The organism is Flavobacterium ovatum, assembly GCF_040703125.1.
Taxonomy (GTDB): domain Bacteria; phylum Bacteroidota; class Bacteroidia; order Flavobacteriales; family Flavobacteriaceae; genus Flavobacterium; species Flavobacterium ovatum.
The window spans coordinates 3060411-3077523 of record NZ_CP160035.1 but is presented as its reverse complement, the minus strand read 5'-3'; the positions used below and the strand labels follow the sequence as shown (position 1 = coordinate 3077523).

Below are 17113 nucleotides of genomic sequence, written 5' to 3'. Positions count from 1 at the left end.
TAATTTTTTTTTATGTTTTTATTTGTAGGCGAATTTACACTTTTTTTTTAAATAATATTCCAAATAATGTCATTAGGTATTTGTGCTATTAATGTTAAGTTTTCTTTACTAACAGGATGAATAAAAATTAACTTGCGAGCATGTAAATGGATTCCACCATCAGGATTGCTTCTGTCAAAGCCATATTTTAGATCCCCTTTAATAGGGCATCCAATGGCTGAAAGCTGCGCTCTAATTTGGTGGTGTCTCCCAGTGTGTAAATTGATTTCTAAACCAAAGTAATTATTGAGTTCCTTAATGATAACGTAGTCTAAACTAGCTAATTTACTATCTGGCACTTCTTTTAAATGCGCTTTTGAAGTGTTGTTTTTTTCGTTTCTTTTTAAAAAATGAACTAATTTATCCTCTTGTTTGGGTGGTTTATTTTTTACTACAGCCCAATAGGTTTTTTGAGTTTCTCTGTTTTTAAAAAGTTCGTTTAGTCGAGTGAGTGCTTTGCTGGTTCTAGCAAAAACTACAATTCCAGTTGTAGGCCTGTCCAAACGATGTACAACTCCTAAAAAAACTTCGCCAGGTTTATTGTACTTGTCTTTAATGTATTCTTTGACAATTTCAGACAAAGGTTTGTCGCCAGTTTTATCTCCTTGCACAAGGTCTCCCACACGCTTATTCACTACAATAAGGTGATTATCTTCGTGAATTACTTGTAAATTATCTTTGGTTGATACTATTTTCAAATTAATACTGTTCTTTTTCGTTAGGGAAATCTTGAGACTTTACATCTGATACATATTGACCAATAGCGCTAGTCATACCTTCAAATAAGTTCATATAGCGGCGTAAAAAACGAGGACTAAATTCGTTGTTCATTCCTAGCATATCATGAATGACTAATACTTGTCCGTCCACATTACCACCAGCACCAATTCCAATTACAGGAATAGAAATACTTTTAGCAACCTTTTCGGCTAAATGTGCAGGAATTTTTTCTACAACAATCGCAAAACAACCTAGTTTTTCTAATAGTTTTGCATCATCCATTAATTTATCGGCTTCTTGATCTTCTTTAGCACGCACGGTATAGGTTCCAAACTTATAGATCGATTGCGGTGTTAAACCCAAATGTCCCATGACAGGAATTCCTGCGTTTAGGATTTTTTTGATTGAGTCTTTGATTTCTTTACCACCTTCGAGTTTTACGGCATGTCCACCACTTTCTTTCATGATTCTGATAGCGGAACGCAAAGCTTCTTTTGGGTCTGATTGGTAGCTTCCAAAAGGCAAATCTACAACAACTAGTGATCTTTCAATAGCTCGTACCACTGAAGATGCATGATAAATCATTTGATCCAAAGTAATTGGTAAGGTTGTTTCGTGTCCTGCCATCACATTGGAAGCCGAATCACCTACAAGGATTACATCAACGCCAGCTGTGTCAACAATTTTAGCCATGGTGTAATCATATGCAGTAAGCATAGAGATTTTTTCTCCATGTTCTTTCATATCAATCAAGGACTTTGTTGTAATTCTTTTGTAATCTTTTTTTGCTACGGACATTCTGTTTTATTTTTAATAGAAACCTTATGGAATTAAGGTAAACTGTGTCGTTTAGTGCGTAAAATTAAGCAAATAATTTAAAGTGAGCCTAATCCTAAATGCAAATGACCTTCATTAAATTATCATAATTTAATGAAGGTCACTTTTTGAAAGGTACTATTCGCTTTGTAAAGCGCTTGAATAGTAACTTTGTTAGTCTTTTTTATAAAAAAGGAATACTGTATTAATGTGTTTTTATTTCGCTTTTCCTTTTGTTTAATTGGGTTTCTATATCTTTTACTGTTTCTGCAGCTGCGATTTCAAAAGTACTTTCGTTAGAAGTAGCAAATATTCGTGGTCCAGGGCAACTCATTGTAATTTCACATATTTTTCCTTTACCGTGGGAATTTTTTTCCTCTTTGAAAATAACACTAGCTCGTATGACCCATTCAAAATGGTTGGTTAAAGAGTCTAGTTTTTTTGTTACAATATGTTCGGCGGTTTTGTTTCTTTCAGAATGTACAAATTGAATAGTTGATTCCATAAAAAATATATTTTTAAGTTAATAAATAGGAGTAAGAAAGTTAAATTGAATAGTGATTTTTCAATTTATATAAAAACAGAATGAATTTAAGAAATTAATACTGGAGGGCTTTCTTCAAATTTACGTATTTATTTTAATTTTCTAAAACTTTAGTTAATTAATTAATCAGGGATTTTTTCAATTAAAATAGCATTTCCTAAAATATCAGAATAGGTACAAGTCATCTCAATAATATCCACACGCCATTTAGCAATACCACATTGAACGGCATGTTGACAAAAAGTAAAATAATCCGTTTGCCCCCCTTGATGCATGACTAAAAACTCAATAAATCGTTCTTTGTTTAGCATTGAAGCAGTGGCTAGCGTGTCGTATTTTTTATCAGTACTCGTTGTATAGTCGTTGTCTCCGTAGTAAGAAACACGACCGTCGGCGACAATTGTATCGTATCCTTTGACACCCAATTGAATTAAATCTTGAATATAACTGGAAAAATCGGCACCTGATTGTACTTTGTCATGAGCTGCTTGAATTTGAGATAGGGTAAACATAGTTTTAATTTTTTTAAACAAATATACTGTATTACACAAATATATTGAAGATTAGAATAATTGGTAGCATGAAAATGAAATTGTAAAACTGTTTTTGATTCAAGCCACTGAAGCTATATTATTGCATTTACAAAACTTATTTAAGCGAAGCATAGAACCTAATAAGACTATACATAAATATTCAAAGAAAAACTGTAAAAACAAAACCAAAAGGAAAATTAAAAACACAAATTAATCATAAAATAGTTATTTAAATCGTGATTTAGGGATATTGCACGATGTTAAAATAGACTCAATGATTACTACCGTTCAGCTGTTACGATGGTGAATTTAAGAGTTATTTGGAGTCTTAATAATTGGAGCAGAGAAACAATACTACCGAAGTAGTGCGTATCGCCCGACACCATTACTAAAACGGGCTCCTTACTTTGCAGTGAGGAGCCCGTTTTAGTAATGGTGTCGGGTCCGAAGGACGAACCCAGTCGTATGTTGTTATTATTTTTTGATGATTTCTTCTAATATTGCTTTATCGGCTCTATTGCTCACCTTTAGGATGATGGGTTGGTTTTTCATGGTTTTTCCTTCTATCACGTATAGTTTAGTATTTTGTCCAAACTCTGTTTTACTTTCGTCAAAGTCTACGTCACCAAATTCCAAAGTGTTTTTGATATCTATGGTATCGATCCAAGTTTCTGCCAATACGGAAGAGGCTTTTGGAGAATATTCGAAGGGTTTGGTACGCAAGTCATTTAGGACTCTAGCGTTTGGAAAGTAGTTGCATCGCGTGTCTTTTCCGCTAAAAACCATTGCGACAAAGAATAAACCTATTGTTAAGCCAACCAAATAGTAGGCAAATCGGTGAAAGAATTTCATGTGTTTTAATTTTGTTGCAAAGGTAAAATAAAGATTCTTTAAAATACAATTAAATTGATGTCGTTATTGGGTAAATTGAACCAATCGCCAATGGCTTTGTTGGTTAAGATTCCGTGGTAGAGGTAAACGCCGTTTTTTAATCCTGCATCACAACGAATCGCCGATTCGATTCCACCATCGTCAGCAATTTGCATCAAGTAAGGGGTAATGATGTTACTGATGGAAAGTGATGCGGTTTTGGAGTATCGTGAAGCAATATTAGGCACACAATAGTGCAGGACATTACTTTTGATAAAGGTTGGTTTTTCGTGGGTTGTCACTTCTGAGGTTTCAAAACATCCTCCGGTATCGATACTAACATCAACAATGACAGCTCCTTTTTTCATGTGTTCGACCATAGTTTCAGAAACTACTACTGGACAACGTTGCGCTCCACGCAATGCGCCAATAGCGACGTCACAACGACGTAAGGCTTTGGTTAATGCTTTGGTTTGAATGGTAGAGGTGAATACTCTTTGGTCCAGTGTGTTTTGTAGTCGTCTTAGCTTAGTTATGGAGTTGTCAAATATTTTTATATTAGCTCCTAATCCTAAGGCTGTTTTGGCAGCAAATTCAGCCACAGTACCAGCTCCGATAATCACTACATCAGTAGGAGGAACTCCTGTAATATTGCCAAACAATAACCCTTTTCCAAAATCATTGGTGATCATTAATTCGGCGGCAATTAGTATGGAAGCGGTTCCTGCGATTTCGCTTGAAGAACGTACAGCTGGATAAGAGCCGTCTTGATCTTTGATATACTCAAATGCCAAAGCGGTTATTTTTTTCTTACTTAAAGCTTCAAAATAGGCTTTACTTTTGGTTTTTAACTGAATTGAAGAGATAAGGATGGACTTATTGTTCATCATTTCAATTTCATCTATGGTAGGAGCACCGACTTTGAGAATCATCGGACAGCCAAAAACTTTGCGGGTGTCATGGGTGATTTCGGCTCCTGCATCACTGTATTCTTTGTCTGTATAACTGGAACTTTCGCCAGCACCGGATTCAATCATCACACGATGACCGTGATGCGTAAGTGAATTTACAGCATCAGGAGTTAAACAAATTCGTCGTTCTTGGTAACTGGTTTCGCTAGGAACACCGATAAAAAGTTCGCTCTTTCGTTTAGCTACTTCCAGTTTTTCTTCTTGTGGGAGTAACTGTTCTTTCGTAAATGGTGTAATTGCTACGGTTATTGACATTGTAAATGTGATAATTTGAAAGTAAAATTACGTAAAAAGATTAAAATAAGCGATTTCCGTTTCTATTATTAACCAATTGTTTTTGTTGAGTGTGTTTTTTTTTTGAAACACATAGCTTTTTTTAACCATATAAGAAATACTAAGAACATTTGATAAGGTGCTTTGCTATGATACATAGAGGTATAGATTTCTCTAAATTCACAAAAAGATTAATCAAATTTTTAATATTTCTAAAATCTGTTTTCTCCTTTTTTATCACATAAATTGGTGAAAAATAAATAAGAAGATTAGAGTGTTTTATCTCAATTCTAAAATCCTTTTTCCATCAGGTAGTGCTTTAATAGTGATCACAGAATGTAATTCAGGGATTAAGTTTGGAATGTTTTCAGCCCATTCGATAAAACACCAATTACCAGAATATAAGTATTCATCGACTCCCATATCTAAGGCTTCTATTTCATTTTTTAAACGATAAAAATCAAAGTGATAAACCAACTGATTATTAGCCGCTTCGTATTCATTAACTAAAGAGAAAGTAGGACTGCTTGTTGAGCCCGTAACTCCTAGTTTTTTAGCCAATGCTTTGATAAATGTTGTTTTTCCAGCCCCCATTTCCCCATGAAAAATAATGACTTCATTAGGCTTGGTGTCCAATACTTTTTGAGCTATTGACTCAATTTCGTTTAAAGAAAATATAAATTCCATTTTACAGCTAGTTATGAATTAGGAGTTATGAGTTATGAGTTAATTGGATCTAATATTCTCCAAAACTCCTACTTCATAACTCATAACTTCCAATTTTTTTTAAATTTATTTTGGATTAAACACCAAACAAGGAATAATCATTTCTTCTAATGAAATTCCACCGTGTTGATAGGTGTTTTTGTAATAACCCACATAATGATTGAAATTGTTGACATAAGCCAAGAATAAATCATTTTTAGCAAAAATATAAGAACTGGTCATATTTATGATCGGTAAACCAATTTTTTTTGGGTCTTTGACCGCATAAACATCTTTATGTTCATAAGTAAGGCTTCGGCCTGTCTTGTATCTTAAGTTTAAACTGGTGTTTTTATCTCCAACCACTTTTGATGGATTTCGTACATTGATGGTCCCGTGATCTGTTGTAAGCACCAATTTGAAACCTAAAGCTTGCGCTTGTTGAATGATTTCTAACAAAGGGGAATTTTTGAACCAACTTAACGTTAAAGAACGATAAGCCTTATCATCTGATGCTAATTCTTTAACTACATCCATCTCCGTTTTGGCATGTGAAAGCATGTCTACAAAGTTATAGACTATAGTAACTAGGTCGTTGTTCTTTAAACCTTTAAAGTTTTCAACCAGTTTTTTTCCAGCAGCTAAATTGGTTATTTTGAAATAATCCTCTTTAATGTTTAATCCTAAACGTTTTAAATGTGCTGTCAAAAACTCAGCTTCATAAAGGTTTTTACCTCCTTCTTCCGGGTCGTTCTTCCAGTATTGCGGAAATTTTTTCTCCATATCAACAGGCAATAATCCTGAGAAAATGGCATTTCTAGCGTATTGAGTTGCAGTTGGTAGAATAGAGTAATAGGGTACTTCTTTTTCCAGTTTGTAATGTTTAGCGACCACATCTTCAAAAACTTTCCACTGGTCATAGCGTAAATTATCAATGACTACAAATAGCACTGGTTTGTCTTTTTTGACTAATTCTGGAACCACAACTTCCCTGAACAAGGTGTGTGATTGAACTGGTTTGTCTGCTTTTGGTTCAAACCAATCTTCATAATTACGCTCGATGAATTTTCCAAATTGAGAATTGGCTTCTTGTTTTTGAGATTCTAAAATTTCAGTCAATGAATGGTCATTGATGTTTTCAAGATTCAGTTCCCAAAATATCAATTTTTTGTAAAATTCAATCCAATCTTCATAGGAATTGACCATGCCCATTTCCATAGAAATCTTACGAAACTCTTTCTGATAATCCAGAGTGGTTTTTTCAGTTATCAAACGGGAGTGGTCTAAAATTTTCTTTAAACTCAATAAAATTTGATGCGGATTAACGGGCTTGATTAGATAATCAGCAATTTTAGAACCTATGGCTTCTTCCATAATGTATTCTTCTTCACTTTTGGTAATCATAATCATGGGAACGGAAGATTTTTTCTCTTTCATTTCTGAAAGAGTTTCCAATCCGCTCATCCCAGGCATATTTTCATCTAGAAAAACAACATCAAAGTTTTCATTTTCAAATATATCTATAGCGTCACGACCGTTGTTACAAGTGGTTACGCTGTAATTTTTTTTCTCTAAAAAAAGGATGTGGGGTTTGAGATAATCAATTTCATCATCAACCCAAAGTATTTTTATTTTGTCCATGTATAGTAGTTTTTGTGCGCGATAAGTAGCAATGAATGTGCCAATTTACATTTTTTTGAAGTCTAATGTTCCTAATTTTTTTATAAAAATTCAGAAAAAACTACAATTATTTGATCAAGAAGAGATAAAGCCTATATTGTTAAAACTTGCCGCAGATTACATAGATTATTTCAGATTTAATCATATCATCCTTTTTAATTTTTGGCGTAAAATATTTGTACTGAATTTTCAGTTTAGAAATTAACTCTAAAACTCACATTTGGAGTCAATCCTAAGGAAGTATTATTGACTTCAACCGCTTTATTTGAATTGGATTGATCTACTCTATAATAACGATTAATCAAATTTTGTTCATTCGTTAGATTTATTATTCCTGCTCTCAATATTCCTTTTGCGGAAGCTGAAAAAGGAATTTTATAACTTAGAGATACATCCAACCGTTTGAAATTATCCAAGTTTGTATTGTTAGGACTATCATAATTAACCACAGTCGTATTTCCTGTTTGTATTGTTTCATTTCCAACTACAGGAGCGGTATAAGGATGACCATTACGCCACATTCCTCCTAAAGAAATACTTAGGTTTTGCATTAAGTTATAACTAAAACCAAAAGTTATTGAATGCCTGATATCAACATTATTAGGAAATTGAGAAGGCGTAAAACTGTCAAATTGGTAGTCGTTCTTACTCAAAGTGTAGCTAGTCCAAATGCTGTAATTGTGAGAAGTTTTATTAGCCAAAAATTCAATTCCTTTGGAGGTATAACTTCCATTGGCGTTTTTATATTGAAAATTATTGTAAAATCCTTGATTAGAAGCTGTGATCCCTTCTATTATTTTATAAAAACCAGTTATATCCAAATTGAATTTCTTTTGCTTGAACTCCATTCCAAACGAGGCTTGTTTACTTGTTGCAATAGGAATAGTAGTATTGTTGACCACAACCCAACGTCTTTTTTCGACACCCAGAAAATCATCTTCAAAATCGATAATTTGAGTTGCTATTTGGTTTTTGAATTCTCCTTCTATTTTTAAAGCAAAAATCTTAGATAATTCTTGTCGAAAATTAATGCGTGGCTCAATGATAAATTTGCTGAATTTTTGAAAATAATTCAAACGAGCTCCAAGTCTTAAAAAAGTATGGTTGTTATGAAATTCGGCTTCTGCAAAAATGGCTTGACTCAAGAGTACGTTTTTCTTAGTACTAGAGTAGGAGGGCGCACTTACTGTCGTTTGATTCAACATTCCAGTTTCGGTAATTTGATAACCCGCTAGAAAATGGAGCTGCTCTTTTGCTTTGAATTTGGTGTTAATTTTGGCTCCTGTTTCCAAAACTTCATTCGCTTCTGTCAATAATTGATTGGTTTGTACACGATAGTCTGAAGCATCGATATTGTATTTGGAATAATATCCATTGGCTTCAGTTGTCCATTTTTCGTTCCATTTCCCTTTCCAGTTGATACCAGCGCCTAAGTTTTTTTGAGATAAAGAACTTGATTTGGATTCGGCTTCACTGTACTCTAAATTGTTTTGTATCCCAATGATATTGGCTCTAAACTGATGATTCTCATTCAGGTCAAACAATAGTTTGGCTGTATAATCAAAAAAATGAAAATCCGATTTAGAGTTTGAATCTTGTTGGTCAGCATTAATTTCAGAATCTTGAAAACTGCGTTTGAAATACTTTGTAAAAGTTGGTGTGTCCAAATAATCTGTTATAGAACGACGTCCAGAAACATGAACCGACCATTTTTTTGCCAATGGAATTTCTAGAAAAGCATCTGCATCAATAAGATTGACACCAGCACCGCCAGAGAGTTTAGTACTAACGTCGTCTTTGGTAAACATTGCAATTGTACTGGATACGCCATCACTATATTCAGCCGAAGTCCCGTTCTTAGTAATAATTACTTTATCAGTCAAATTAGGATTATAAGCGGATATTAATCCAAAAAAATGTCCGGAATGATACATTTTAATATTGTCCCAAATCATTAAGTTTTGGTCGTTAGTTCCTCCACGTACGTTGATGTTGGCTATACTTTCGTTTGTACTTTCTATTCCAGGTAATACTTGAATAGATTGTAAAACATCTGGTTGTACTAAACCGGGTAAAATTTCAAATTTCTTTGTAGTAAGGACAATATTTCCGTCTATGTATTTTTGTAAACCTGCCGTTAAATAGACGTTTATCAACACTGGATTAAGTTCTTCATTAACGGGTTTTAGAGTTATATTTTTACAAGAACTCGAATTTAAAAAAAAGTTTTTAACAGTAATTTGTTGGCTTTCATAACCTAAATAAGAAACTAAAATTGTTGCTTCCAAAGAAACATTCGTTAAACTAAAATTACCTTTAGCATTCGTTGATGTTTTTAAAATCGAATTCATTGAAATGGATGCTCCTGACAGGGGATTTTGTGTGTCATAACCAATTATGATTCCACAAATAGCCACCTTTTTATCAGCTAGGGAAACAGTTATATAACGTTTGTCTAATGCTTTGAAGTTTAAAAGTGAATTGGTATTCAAGTAGGTAATTGTTTGTTCTAATGTCAATTTCTGGATAGGTTGATTTATCTTAACATTGGCTACATCAGAAACGGCATAGGAAAACTTCACATCAAACTTTTGTTCAATGCCTTTTAAGTAATTCTCTAATGGAATTGTACCCACGGTTTTTTGCGCATAATTGGAAAAACTGATTAGGAATAGAAAATAAATAAGCCATTTATTGATTTCCATTTTTGTAAAATATAACGGTTTTGCCTTCTATTTTATAACTAATTTGCAATGGAATTGTAATAGCATCTAGTGCTACTTTTTCGTTTTTATGGGTAAAAGTTCCTGTAAATAATACTGCAGTATCAATTCCATCCGTTTTGATTTTAAGAATGTACTGACGCTCTAATTCACTTATAACCTGCACTAAAGGAATGTTTTCAAAACTTGATTCTTGCTGTAACCAAGATGGCGTATTAGCATTGAAATCAGGGATATTTTCGATTTGGTTACCAATTAATCTAAAGGTTTTTCCAGGAGGTAATTTTACAGTTTCATCGTTATGGGTTACACTTACCAAACCTTCAAAACAACGTACTTCAAAATAATGATCGCGTTGTTTTACATTGAAATGTGTTCCTAATACTTTTACGATTCCATCTGACGTATTTACACTAAATGTTTTTCCTTTCTGCACCTGAAAATAGGCTTCTCCTTCCAAGGTCAAATCACGATTTTCATCCCATTTATTCTCTTTGAAACTAATTTTTGAAGCGGCATTTAAAACCACTTCAGAATTATCAGGTAAACGGAATGTTTGATTTTGTGCAATTTGAGTTTCAAAAGTAGTAGTGCTATTGTAATATAAGAAATATGCTGTGGTTAATAACACTAAAAATGCAGCTGCCATTTGGTACCAAATTGTTCTATTGAAAGAAACCAATTTACCAGTATTCTTATTTTTTTTACGTTTTTGAAATGCAGACAAAGCTTCTTGAGCATCTAGTGTTGGGGTTTGTAGATGTACCGTATAATGGGCCATTTTTTCGTAAGTCTTAAAATCTGGGGATTGTTTCAAATCCTCGATTTCTTGACTCGAAAGTTCACCATTTAACCATTTTAATATTTGTTTCTCATTTTCCATAATTTCCAGTGCTATACTATTAGGACAACTCATTTTCGAATTACCCTACTTTTGAAACTAAATTTATATGTTTTCGATTTGCGACTTTAGGATTTTCAAAGCGCCAGACATTCTCTTTTCCACTGCTTTTTGTGAAATAGCTAATAGTTCTGCAATCTCACGGTATTTTTTTCCTTCAATCCTATTCATTAAGAATACTTCCCGTTGCGCTTCTGTTAAGGAACTAATGGCGTTTTGAAGTTTGACTTTAAATTCTTCTTCTTCTAATAGATATTCCGGACTTTGATTATTAGTATCCAAATTAGGAACTTCCTTTTGATATTGAAAAACGACCTTTTTGTGTTTGATCGTATTTAGGAAAAGATTGTTTACGGTTGTCAATAAATAGGTCTTGACTTTGGTAAAATCAATTTGAGAGCAATTTTCCCAGATTTTAGTAAAGGCATCTTGAACTAAATCCAATGCCGAATCCCGATCTCCACATTTATAATAAGCGAAGTTCGTGGCTGATTGAACATTTTTGAGATAAAAATCATTAAAGTGAAGTTCTTCACAGAGATTATTTTTTTCTTCGGTCATTATGGGGCTTTTTGTTTTTTGGTATTGGTAAAATTACTTTTTTTTTTAAATAGAATTAGCTATAGCAAATGATTTTACTTTTAGAACAATTTCCAAATAATAATAATAATCTGGTTATTAAGTGTTTAATGATTAATTATTTTTTTTTATTTATGAAATTGAGTAGGGAAAAGTAAGCATTGGTTGTCTTGTTATTAGAAAGCGGTTAAAGAATAAAACCATATTAATAACAACTCCGAACTTAAATAGTATGAAAAAGTTAAAAACAATCACAGGACAAACATTAGTAAATGTATTTGGTTTTACATTATCTCAAACAAATATAAATGAAGCGCAAGGAGATAATAATACTTCGGAGGATTATACAACTTCTATAAACGTTAAACATTTTATTGCTTTAATAATGACGTATATATTAATTAACACAATATATATTTTTTTTTTTAAATACTAGGGTAGGGTAAAATAAACAATGGTTGTCTTACTGATAGAAACGGTTTGAAATACCACTCAATAAATATAAAAACATTAAATTTGAAAATTATGAAAAAGTTAAGAATTATTACAGGAATGACATTAGTAGCCTTATTTGGATTTACATCTTGTCAAAACGAAGTTGATGTAGTTACAGGAGAAAATCCTAATTCAACAAATTCGACAACAGCTAATAATATTAAACGTACCTCAATGTATGATGGTTCATTTGATGATTTTTTAGACGGAGCTTCATGTTCTTCTATTGTTTTACCAGCTACTGCAATTGTTAATGGTACTACAGTTTCATTATTGACTGAAGCAAATTACGCTCAAGTAATTTCTATTTTAGGAATGTTTAATAACGACCAAGATACTGTTGTGCTTCAATTTCCATTAAAAGTAAAAATGAGTAACTATACTGAAGTTACTGTAAACAATCAATCAGAATACAATACAATTATAGACGTTTGTTCCCAAGCTGAAAGTGATGGTAGAGAAGCTATTAAATGTATCAACTTTAATTTTCCTATGACACTTTTAACTTATAATTTGACATTTGAACAAACAGGAAGTATCGTTATTCAATCCAAACAAGAATTATATACGTATATGAATAAGGCTAATGACAATGAATTGTTTGCTTTGAACTACCCGGTAAAAGTTACATTTAGTGACAATACTACAGTATCAATAAACAGTAATGCAGAGTTACAGTCAAGTATAAACGAATGTAGAGCGAAAGATACTGCAGAAGATGATGCAAAAGAAAAAGTGGCTAGATTACAAAAAATAATGGTAGATGGAGCGTTTAAAGTGCAGTCGTATATTAAATTAGGAGTAGATACTGCTACTGATTATAAAGATTATACGATTGATTATACGAATGATTTCAAAGTTAAAGCGACTAACGGACTAATTTCAACAGTGAATGGAACGTATGCAGTAACTTCAGAAACGGATGTTTTCTTTCAAATGACTTTTTCAGGAAACGCGACTTTCAATTTATTGAATAACAACTGGAAAGTAACTAGTTTCAATTCTTCAACAATTACGTTACAAAGTTCTACCAATGCTGCTGTAACCTTGGTTTTAAAACAAATATAATCTGATTTGAGTTTAAGGAACAACTCAATCATGCCTGAGCGAGTTGTTCCTTATTTAAAAATTAGAATAAAATAATTCAAAATGAAAAAAGCTACTGTATTACTCTTGAGCTCTCTGTTTTTATTGTTATCGTGTTCCAAAGAAGATGATACTAGCAAATTGAGTCCTGAAGGTTTTCCTAAATCCAGTAATCAAAAAAACACTGGGACTTCAGCAAATGATATGTTGGCAAACAATGCTTTTAAAAGCATGGTTATTGAAGTCGCTTATGTGCAGGGATTTGAACCGTCAACCACTGCCATAAACAATTTTGTTGCTTTTTTGAATGAACGAATTAATAAGCCAGACGGAATTCGAGTAGTTAAAAGAGTGATTGCTTCAACAGGAAAAACGAGTTTCACCGATCAGGAGATTATCGATATTGAAGTTGAAAACAGAACGCTTTATAATACAGACTCTGAAATCGCAGTTTGGGCATATTTTGCTGATGGAGAATCTTCCAAAAACACCACTGAATCTGTAGTTCTAGGAACTGCTTATCGCAATACTTCGTTTGTGATTTTTCAAAAAACGGTTCAAAGACTTTCAGGTAGTTTTAATCAACCTAATAGAAGTACTTATGAAGCTACGGTAATTGAACATGAATTTGGCCATATCTTAGGATTGACAAATTTAGGTACAACACTACAAAGTAACCATGAAGATACAACAAATGAAAAACACTGTATCACAGAAAGCTGTCTAATGTATTGGTCCACAGGAACTGGTGGAGGTATTAGTTCTATGATTTCAGGTGGAAGTGTTCCTAAGTTAGACACTGCTTGTTTGGCCGATTTAAAAGCCAATGGCGGAAAATAATTAGCAATACTACTAGGATTTCAGTTTAATGAAATTATCATTTATTATTTCGTTTGGTTTAAATTTTCAGGCTAAGCTTGTCGAAGCTGTCGTAGGATAACATTTCCCTTCGATGAAATCTACACCGGCTAATTTATATATACAAACAAGATATTTTAACTTAAAACAACAAAAATGAAAACAACATATATCATCTTAGCAACTTTATTCATTAGTTCATTTTCAACCCTTTTTGCCCAAAAAGAGACAAACGACAAATCCAATGTTGGAATTAAAGGAGGTTATAATTTAGCCGCCGTTCAATTTGATGGAGAAGGAGAAACCAGTCAAAGACATGGTTTTCATATTGGACTTTACGGAGAATCATTTGTGAGTGACAATTTTGCGATTCAACCAGAAGTTATGTTTTCACAACAAGGATATGTGATTGATAATGGTAATGGCAAATTCACTCAGAAATTAAATTATATCAATGTGCCTTTAATGTTCAAAGCGTATCCTTCAGATAATTTTTTCTTAGAAGCAGGTCCACAAATTGGATTTGCCGTAACACACAAAGAAGAATATAGTGGATTGTTTAGTAGTTCTCAAGAATACGACCCAAAAAGTTTAGATTGGGGTATGAATTTTGGAGCTGGTTTAAAATCGGATTCAGGAGTGAGTATTGGTGTTCGTTACCACTTAGGTTTAGGAGATTTATACGAAAACAATAGTGCCTACAATAGAGTTTGGCAATTTTCATTAGGAATTGATTTTTAGCATACTGCTTAATTAAAAAAAGAAATATTAAGAGTATTAAGTCTTAATGTTTCTCCATTTTTGAATGATTAAAAAACAAAAGGGTTTGACTTGGTATAAAGTCAAACCCTTTTTCGTGGTATTTGGAATGTTAGTTTGAGGTCGTCGAAGACTTTATAGAGCACTAACAGCTAATTGCATTTAAAACGATTGTATGACCAAGAAATAGATTGGCATTCCAATGGTAATATTAATAGGGAAGGTAACTGCTAAAGCCATGGGTAAAAACAATCCCGGATTTGCTTTGGGAACAGTAATTTTCATTGCCGCAGGAACCGCTATATAGGATGCACTCGCTGCCAAGATGGCAAATATGAATCGGTTAGCTATATCATCTGTGATAAAGGAACTTAGGATTGCGAACAGACAACCGTTGAAAAGCGGTATGAACATGGCAAACAAAAAGGGAAACCATCCAAAGGAAAAGAAAGCTTTCAATTTTTTACCACTTGTAATTCCCATATCCAAAAGAAAGATAGCTAAGAAGCCTTTGAAAAGGTCATTTGTAAAAGGTTTAATTCCTTCGGCTTGCTTTGCATCGGCTAGAAAACCAATAACCAAACTTCCTAGAATCAGCAGCACACTACCATTAGTTAAGGAGTGTTTGATAACGGAACTTTTTTTGACTGTATTGGATTCTTTTTTATTAAAAATAGTAATTAAAACCAGTCCTATTATAATGGCTGGAGATTCCATCAACGCCATGATGGCCACCATGTGTCCATGAAGTTCTAATTGTTGTGCTTCAAGAAATGAAACCGCTGTTACAAATGTTACCGCACTTACAGAGCCATAAGCTGCCGCAATAGCACCTGAATCAAAGACATTGAGTTTTCTTCTCAAAATAAAAAAAGTGTAGAGCGGAATGAATAAGGAAATAAATATTCCAAACAAGATCGACCAACCTATCTCTGCAGAAAATGTTTCATGTGATAATTCCTGACCTCCTTTGAAACCAATGGCAAATAAGAGGTACAATGAAATGAATTTAGATGAATTCGGAGGTATTTCTAAGTCACTTTTTAAATAAGCAGCGATGATACCGAGAACAAAAAAAAGCAGCGCAGGATTCGTTAAATTTTCAGTAAGAAGATTAAAATTCATTTTATTTTTTTAGAAAGTTTAAAGTAAAAAAGACGAGCTAATGACTGTATTTTTGATCAATTTAATTTTGAACAAAGTCAATATGAAGAATAGATTTGATAATCAATTTTTGATTTTTTTCCGCGGCGTCTTTGATGATTTTTTTTATAGTTTCAATATCTACTTCCAACTCTGGAATTCTTTGTACAGAATAACTATGTGCTGTTCCAGTACATTCTTGGGTACTGAAATTCTTTAATTCATGAAATTTAATTTTTTGATTGTATAAATTCAATAAAATTTCGATTGCCTCGTTTGGCAAAAATGTACCATCAATTAATTTTAATTCTTGTTTTGAGTCCATGTTTAAAGAGTTTACGGGGTTAAATTTCCTGGTGCAAAATTGAATCTTTTAATTCATAAATTTTTATTTATATTTGTAATGAAAAGCATAAAAATATTTTATGAATTATACGCTCAACCAACTACAGATTTTCTTAAAAATTGTACAAACGCAAAGTGTTACTAAGGCATCGGAAGAATTGCATTTGACACAGCCTGCAGTTTCTATTCAACTCCGAAATTTTCAAGATCAATTTGAAATTCCACTAACAGAAGTTATAGGAAGAAAAATATACATCACTGATTTTGGTTATGAAATTGCAGAAGCCGCTGAAAATATTATTAATCAAGTCCAAGCCATCAATTATAAAACGATGGCATACAAAGGACAACTTTCGGGTAAATTAAAAATATCTATCGTTTCTACAGGAAAGTATATTATGCCTTTTTTCTTGGCCGATTTCATGAAGGAACATACCGGAATTGAACTTTTGATGGATGTGACCAATAAAAGTAAAGTCATGGAAAGTTTAAAAAAAAATGAAGTTGATTTTGCTTTGGTTTCCATTGTTCCCACTACGCTAGATGTGGAGCAATTGGATTTGCTTCAAAACAAATTGTATTTGGTTGGGAGTGCCGAAAAACTTTTTAATGAGGAAAAAAACATCAAAAAAGTATTTAAAAATTTGCCATTGATTTATAGAGAACAAGGTTCTGGTACGAGACAAATCATGGAAAAATTTATCGCTCAAAATTCCATTTCGGGGTTTAAAAAAATGGAATTAACCTCTAATGAAGCGGTAAAACAAGCTATGGTTGCAGGTTTAGGCTATTCTATCATGCCTTTAATTGGTATCAAGAATGAACTGCGTAACAATGAATTGCAAATTATTCCTGTAAAAGGATTACCAATTACAACCAATTGGAGTTTGATTTGGCTGAAAGGAAAAAAACATTCGCCAATATCTTCTGCTTTATTGAAGTACATACAAGAAGAAAAGCAAAGGATTGTACAGGAGAAATTCAATTGGTACGAGCAGTACTGATTAAAATTGTAATCTATTTAAAACGCAATGACTCCCCTTTTACTATAAAATTTTAAGTTTTAACTTTTT

Annotated in this window: 17 protein-coding genes; 4 read left to right on the top strand and 13 right to left on the bottom strand. The window is 32.8% G+C overall.

The window, feature by feature from the left end; all coding sequences use genetic code 11:
- Positions 1 to 47: 47 nt before the first annotated feature.
- The 11 genes from ABZP37_RS12980 to ABZP37_RS12930 all read right to left on the bottom strand — a co-directional run bounded on the left by ABZP37_RS12980 (position 48) and on the right by ABZP37_RS12930 (position 11336).
- Complete coding sequence (locus tag ABZP37_RS12980; protein ID WP_366183553.1) at positions 48 to 737, bottom strand: RNA pseudouridine synthase; 690 nt, start codon at positions 735 to 737, stop codon at positions 48 to 50.
- Position 738: 1 nt separating this feature from the next.
- Positions 739 to 1557 (bottom strand): 3-methyl-2-oxobutanoate hydroxymethyltransferase, encoded by an 819-nt coding sequence (panB, locus tag ABZP37_RS12975; protein ID WP_366183552.1) that lies wholly within the window; start codon positions 1555 to 1557, stop codon positions 739 to 741.
- A gap of 223 nt (positions 1558 to 1780) precedes the next feature.
- Positions 1781 to 2080, bottom strand: a complete 300-nt coding sequence (locus ABZP37_RS12970) for an HPF/RaiA family ribosome-associated protein (RefSeq protein ID WP_366183551.1) — start codon at positions 2078 to 2080, stop codon at positions 1781 to 1783.
- Between the two features lie 161 nt (positions 2081 to 2241).
- A complete protein-coding gene (locus ABZP37_RS12965; RefSeq protein WP_366183550.1) occupies positions 2242 to 2631 on the bottom strand; it encodes a DUF1398 family protein in 390 nt (129 codons plus the stop codon).
- A gap of 495 nt (positions 2632 to 3126) precedes the next feature.
- A complete protein-coding gene (locus tag ABZP37_RS12960; RefSeq protein WP_366183549.1) occupies positions 3127 to 3504 on the bottom strand; it encodes a DUF4258 domain-containing protein in 378 nt (125 codons plus the stop codon).
- A gap of 38 nt (positions 3505 to 3542) precedes the next feature.
- Positions 3543 to 4748, bottom strand: coding sequence for an alanine dehydrogenase (locus ABZP37_RS12955; RefSeq protein ID WP_366183548.1), 1206 nt, complete (start codon positions 4746 to 4748; stop codon positions 3543 to 3545).
- A gap of 297 nt (positions 4749 to 5045) precedes the next feature.
- Complete coding sequence (gene tsaE, locus ABZP37_RS12950; RefSeq protein ID WP_366183547.1) at positions 5046 to 5453, bottom strand: tRNA (adenosine(37)-N6)-threonylcarbamoyltransferase complex ATPase subunit type 1 TsaE; 408 nt, start codon at positions 5451 to 5453, stop codon at positions 5046 to 5048.
- 105 nt (positions 5454 to 5558) lie between these two features.
- Complete coding sequence (locus tag ABZP37_RS12945) at positions 5559 to 7112, bottom strand: bifunctional response regulator/alkaline phosphatase family protein (protein WP_366183546.1); 1554 nt, start codon at positions 7110 to 7112, stop codon at positions 5559 to 5561.
- A gap of 233 nt (positions 7113 to 7345) precedes the next feature.
- Positions 7346 to 9856, bottom strand: a complete 2511-nt coding sequence (locus tag ABZP37_RS12940) for a TonB-dependent receptor (RefSeq protein WP_366183545.1) — start codon at positions 9854 to 9856, stop codon at positions 7346 to 7348.
- Positions 9843 to 10757, bottom strand: coding sequence for a FecR family protein (locus tag ABZP37_RS12935; protein ID WP_366183544.1), 915 nt, complete (start codon positions 10755 to 10757; stop codon positions 9843 to 9845). Before ABZP37_RS12935 ends, ABZP37_RS12940 begins: the two co-directional genes overlap by 14 nt.
- A 63-nt stretch (positions 10758 to 10820) precedes the next feature.
- Positions 10821 to 11336 carry an RNA polymerase sigma-70 factor gene (locus ABZP37_RS12930; RefSeq protein ID WP_366183543.1) on the bottom strand — a complete coding sequence of 172 codons (516 nt, stop codon included), beginning with the start codon at positions 11334 to 11336 and terminating at the stop codon, positions 10821 to 10823.
- 543 nt (positions 11337 to 11879) lie between these two features.
- On the opposite strand from ABZP37_RS12930, the gene ABZP37_RS12925 reads away from it, so the two are divergent.
- From ABZP37_RS12925 to ABZP37_RS12915, 3 genes are all read left to right on the top strand, one after another.
- Entirely contained in the window at positions 11880 to 12917 is a 1038-nt protein-coding gene (locus tag ABZP37_RS12925; RefSeq protein WP_366183542.1) for a hypothetical protein, read from the top strand.
- A gap of 81 nt (positions 12918 to 12998) precedes the next feature.
- Positions 12999 to 13775 (top strand): membrane metalloprotease, encoded by a 777-nt coding sequence (locus tag ABZP37_RS12920; protein ID WP_366183541.1) that lies wholly within the window; start codon positions 12999 to 13001, stop codon positions 13773 to 13775.
- A 174-nt stretch (positions 13776 to 13949) separates the two neighbouring features.
- Positions 13950 to 14534 carry a porin family protein gene (locus ABZP37_RS12915; protein WP_366183540.1) on the top strand — a complete coding sequence of 195 codons (585 nt, stop codon included), beginning with the start codon at positions 13950 to 13952 and terminating at the stop codon, positions 14532 to 14534.
- 180 nt (positions 14535 to 14714) lie between these two features.
- On the opposite strand, the gene ABZP37_RS12910 is transcribed toward ABZP37_RS12915, so the two are convergent.
- Together ABZP37_RS12910 and ABZP37_RS12905 are read right to left on the bottom strand one after the other, a co-directional pair.
- Positions 14715 to 15677, bottom strand: coding sequence for a sodium-dependent bicarbonate transport family permease (locus ABZP37_RS12910; protein WP_366183539.1), 963 nt, complete (start codon positions 15675 to 15677; stop codon positions 14715 to 14717).
- A 61-nt stretch (positions 15678 to 15738) separates the two neighbouring features.
- Positions 15739 to 16020 (bottom strand): hypothetical protein, encoded by a 282-nt coding sequence (locus ABZP37_RS12905; protein WP_366183538.1) that lies wholly within the window; start codon positions 16018 to 16020, stop codon positions 15739 to 15741.
- A 100-nt stretch (positions 16021 to 16120) separates the two neighbouring features.
- On the opposite strand from ABZP37_RS12905, the gene ABZP37_RS12900 reads away from it, so the two are divergent.
- The gene (locus ABZP37_RS12900; protein WP_366183537.1) at positions 16121 to 17044 is read left to right on the top strand and encodes a LysR family transcriptional regulator; all 924 of its coding nucleotides are present in this window, start codon (positions 16121 to 16123) and stop codon (positions 17042 to 17044) included.
- Positions 17045 to 17113 lie beyond the last annotated feature (69 nt).

Bases quoted from the DNA above. Each gene is read 5' to 3' on its own strand.
- panB (WP_366183552.1), bottom strand. From the start codon at position 1,557: ATGTCCGTAGCAAAAAAAGATTACAAAAGAATTACAACAAAGTCCTTG.
- ABZP37_RS12970 (WP_366183551.1), bottom strand. From the start codon at position 2,080: ATGGAATCAACTATTCAATTTGTACATTCTGAAAGAAACAAAACCGCC.
- ABZP37_RS12965 (WP_366183550.1), bottom strand. From the start codon at position 2,631: ATGTTTACCCTATCTCAAATTCAAGCAGCTCATGACAAAGTACAATCA.
- ABZP37_RS12960 (WP_366183549.1), bottom strand. From the start codon at position 3,504: ATGAAATTCTTTCACCGATTTGCCTACTATTTGGTTGGCTTAACAATA.
- ABZP37_RS12955 (WP_366183548.1), bottom strand. From the start codon at position 4,748: ATGTCAATAACCGTAGCAATTACACCATTTACGAAAGAACAGTTACTC.
- tsaE (WP_366183547.1), bottom strand. From the start codon at position 5,453: ATGGAATTTATATTTTCTTTAAACGAAATTGAGTCAATAGCTCAAAAA.
- ABZP37_RS12945 (WP_366183546.1), bottom strand. From the start codon at position 7,112: ATGGACAAAATAAAAATACTTTGGGTTGATGATGAAATTGATTATCTC.
- ABZP37_RS12940 (WP_366183545.1), bottom strand. From the start codon at position 9,856: ATGGAAATCAATAAATGGCTTATTTATTTTCTATTCCTAATCAGTTTT.
- ABZP37_RS12935 (WP_366183544.1), bottom strand. From the start codon at position 10,757: ATGGAAAATGAGAAACAAATATTAAAATGGTTAAATGGTGAACTTTCG.
- ABZP37_RS12930 (WP_366183543.1), bottom strand. From the start codon at position 11,336: ATGACCGAAGAAAAAAATAATCTCTGTGAAGAACTTCACTTTAATGAT.
- ABZP37_RS12925 (WP_366183542.1), top strand. From the start codon at position 11,880: ATGAAAAAGTTAAGAATTATTACAGGAATGACATTAGTAGCCTTATTT.
- ABZP37_RS12920 (WP_366183541.1), top strand. From the start codon at position 12,999: ATGAAAAAAGCTACTGTATTACTCTTGAGCTCTCTGTTTTTATTGTTA.
- ABZP37_RS12915 (WP_366183540.1), top strand. From the start codon at position 13,950: ATGAAAACAACATATATCATCTTAGCAACTTTATTCATTAGTTCATTT.
- ABZP37_RS12910 (WP_366183539.1), bottom strand. From the start codon at position 15,677: ATGAATTTTAATCTTCTTACTGAAAATTTAACGAATCCTGCGCTGCTT.
- ABZP37_RS12905 (WP_366183538.1), bottom strand. From the start codon at position 16,020: ATGGACTCAAAACAAGAATTAAAATTAATTGATGGTACATTTTTGCCA.
- ABZP37_RS12900 (WP_366183537.1), top strand. From the start codon at position 16,121: ATGAATTATACGCTCAACCAACTACAGATTTTCTTAAAAATTGTACAA.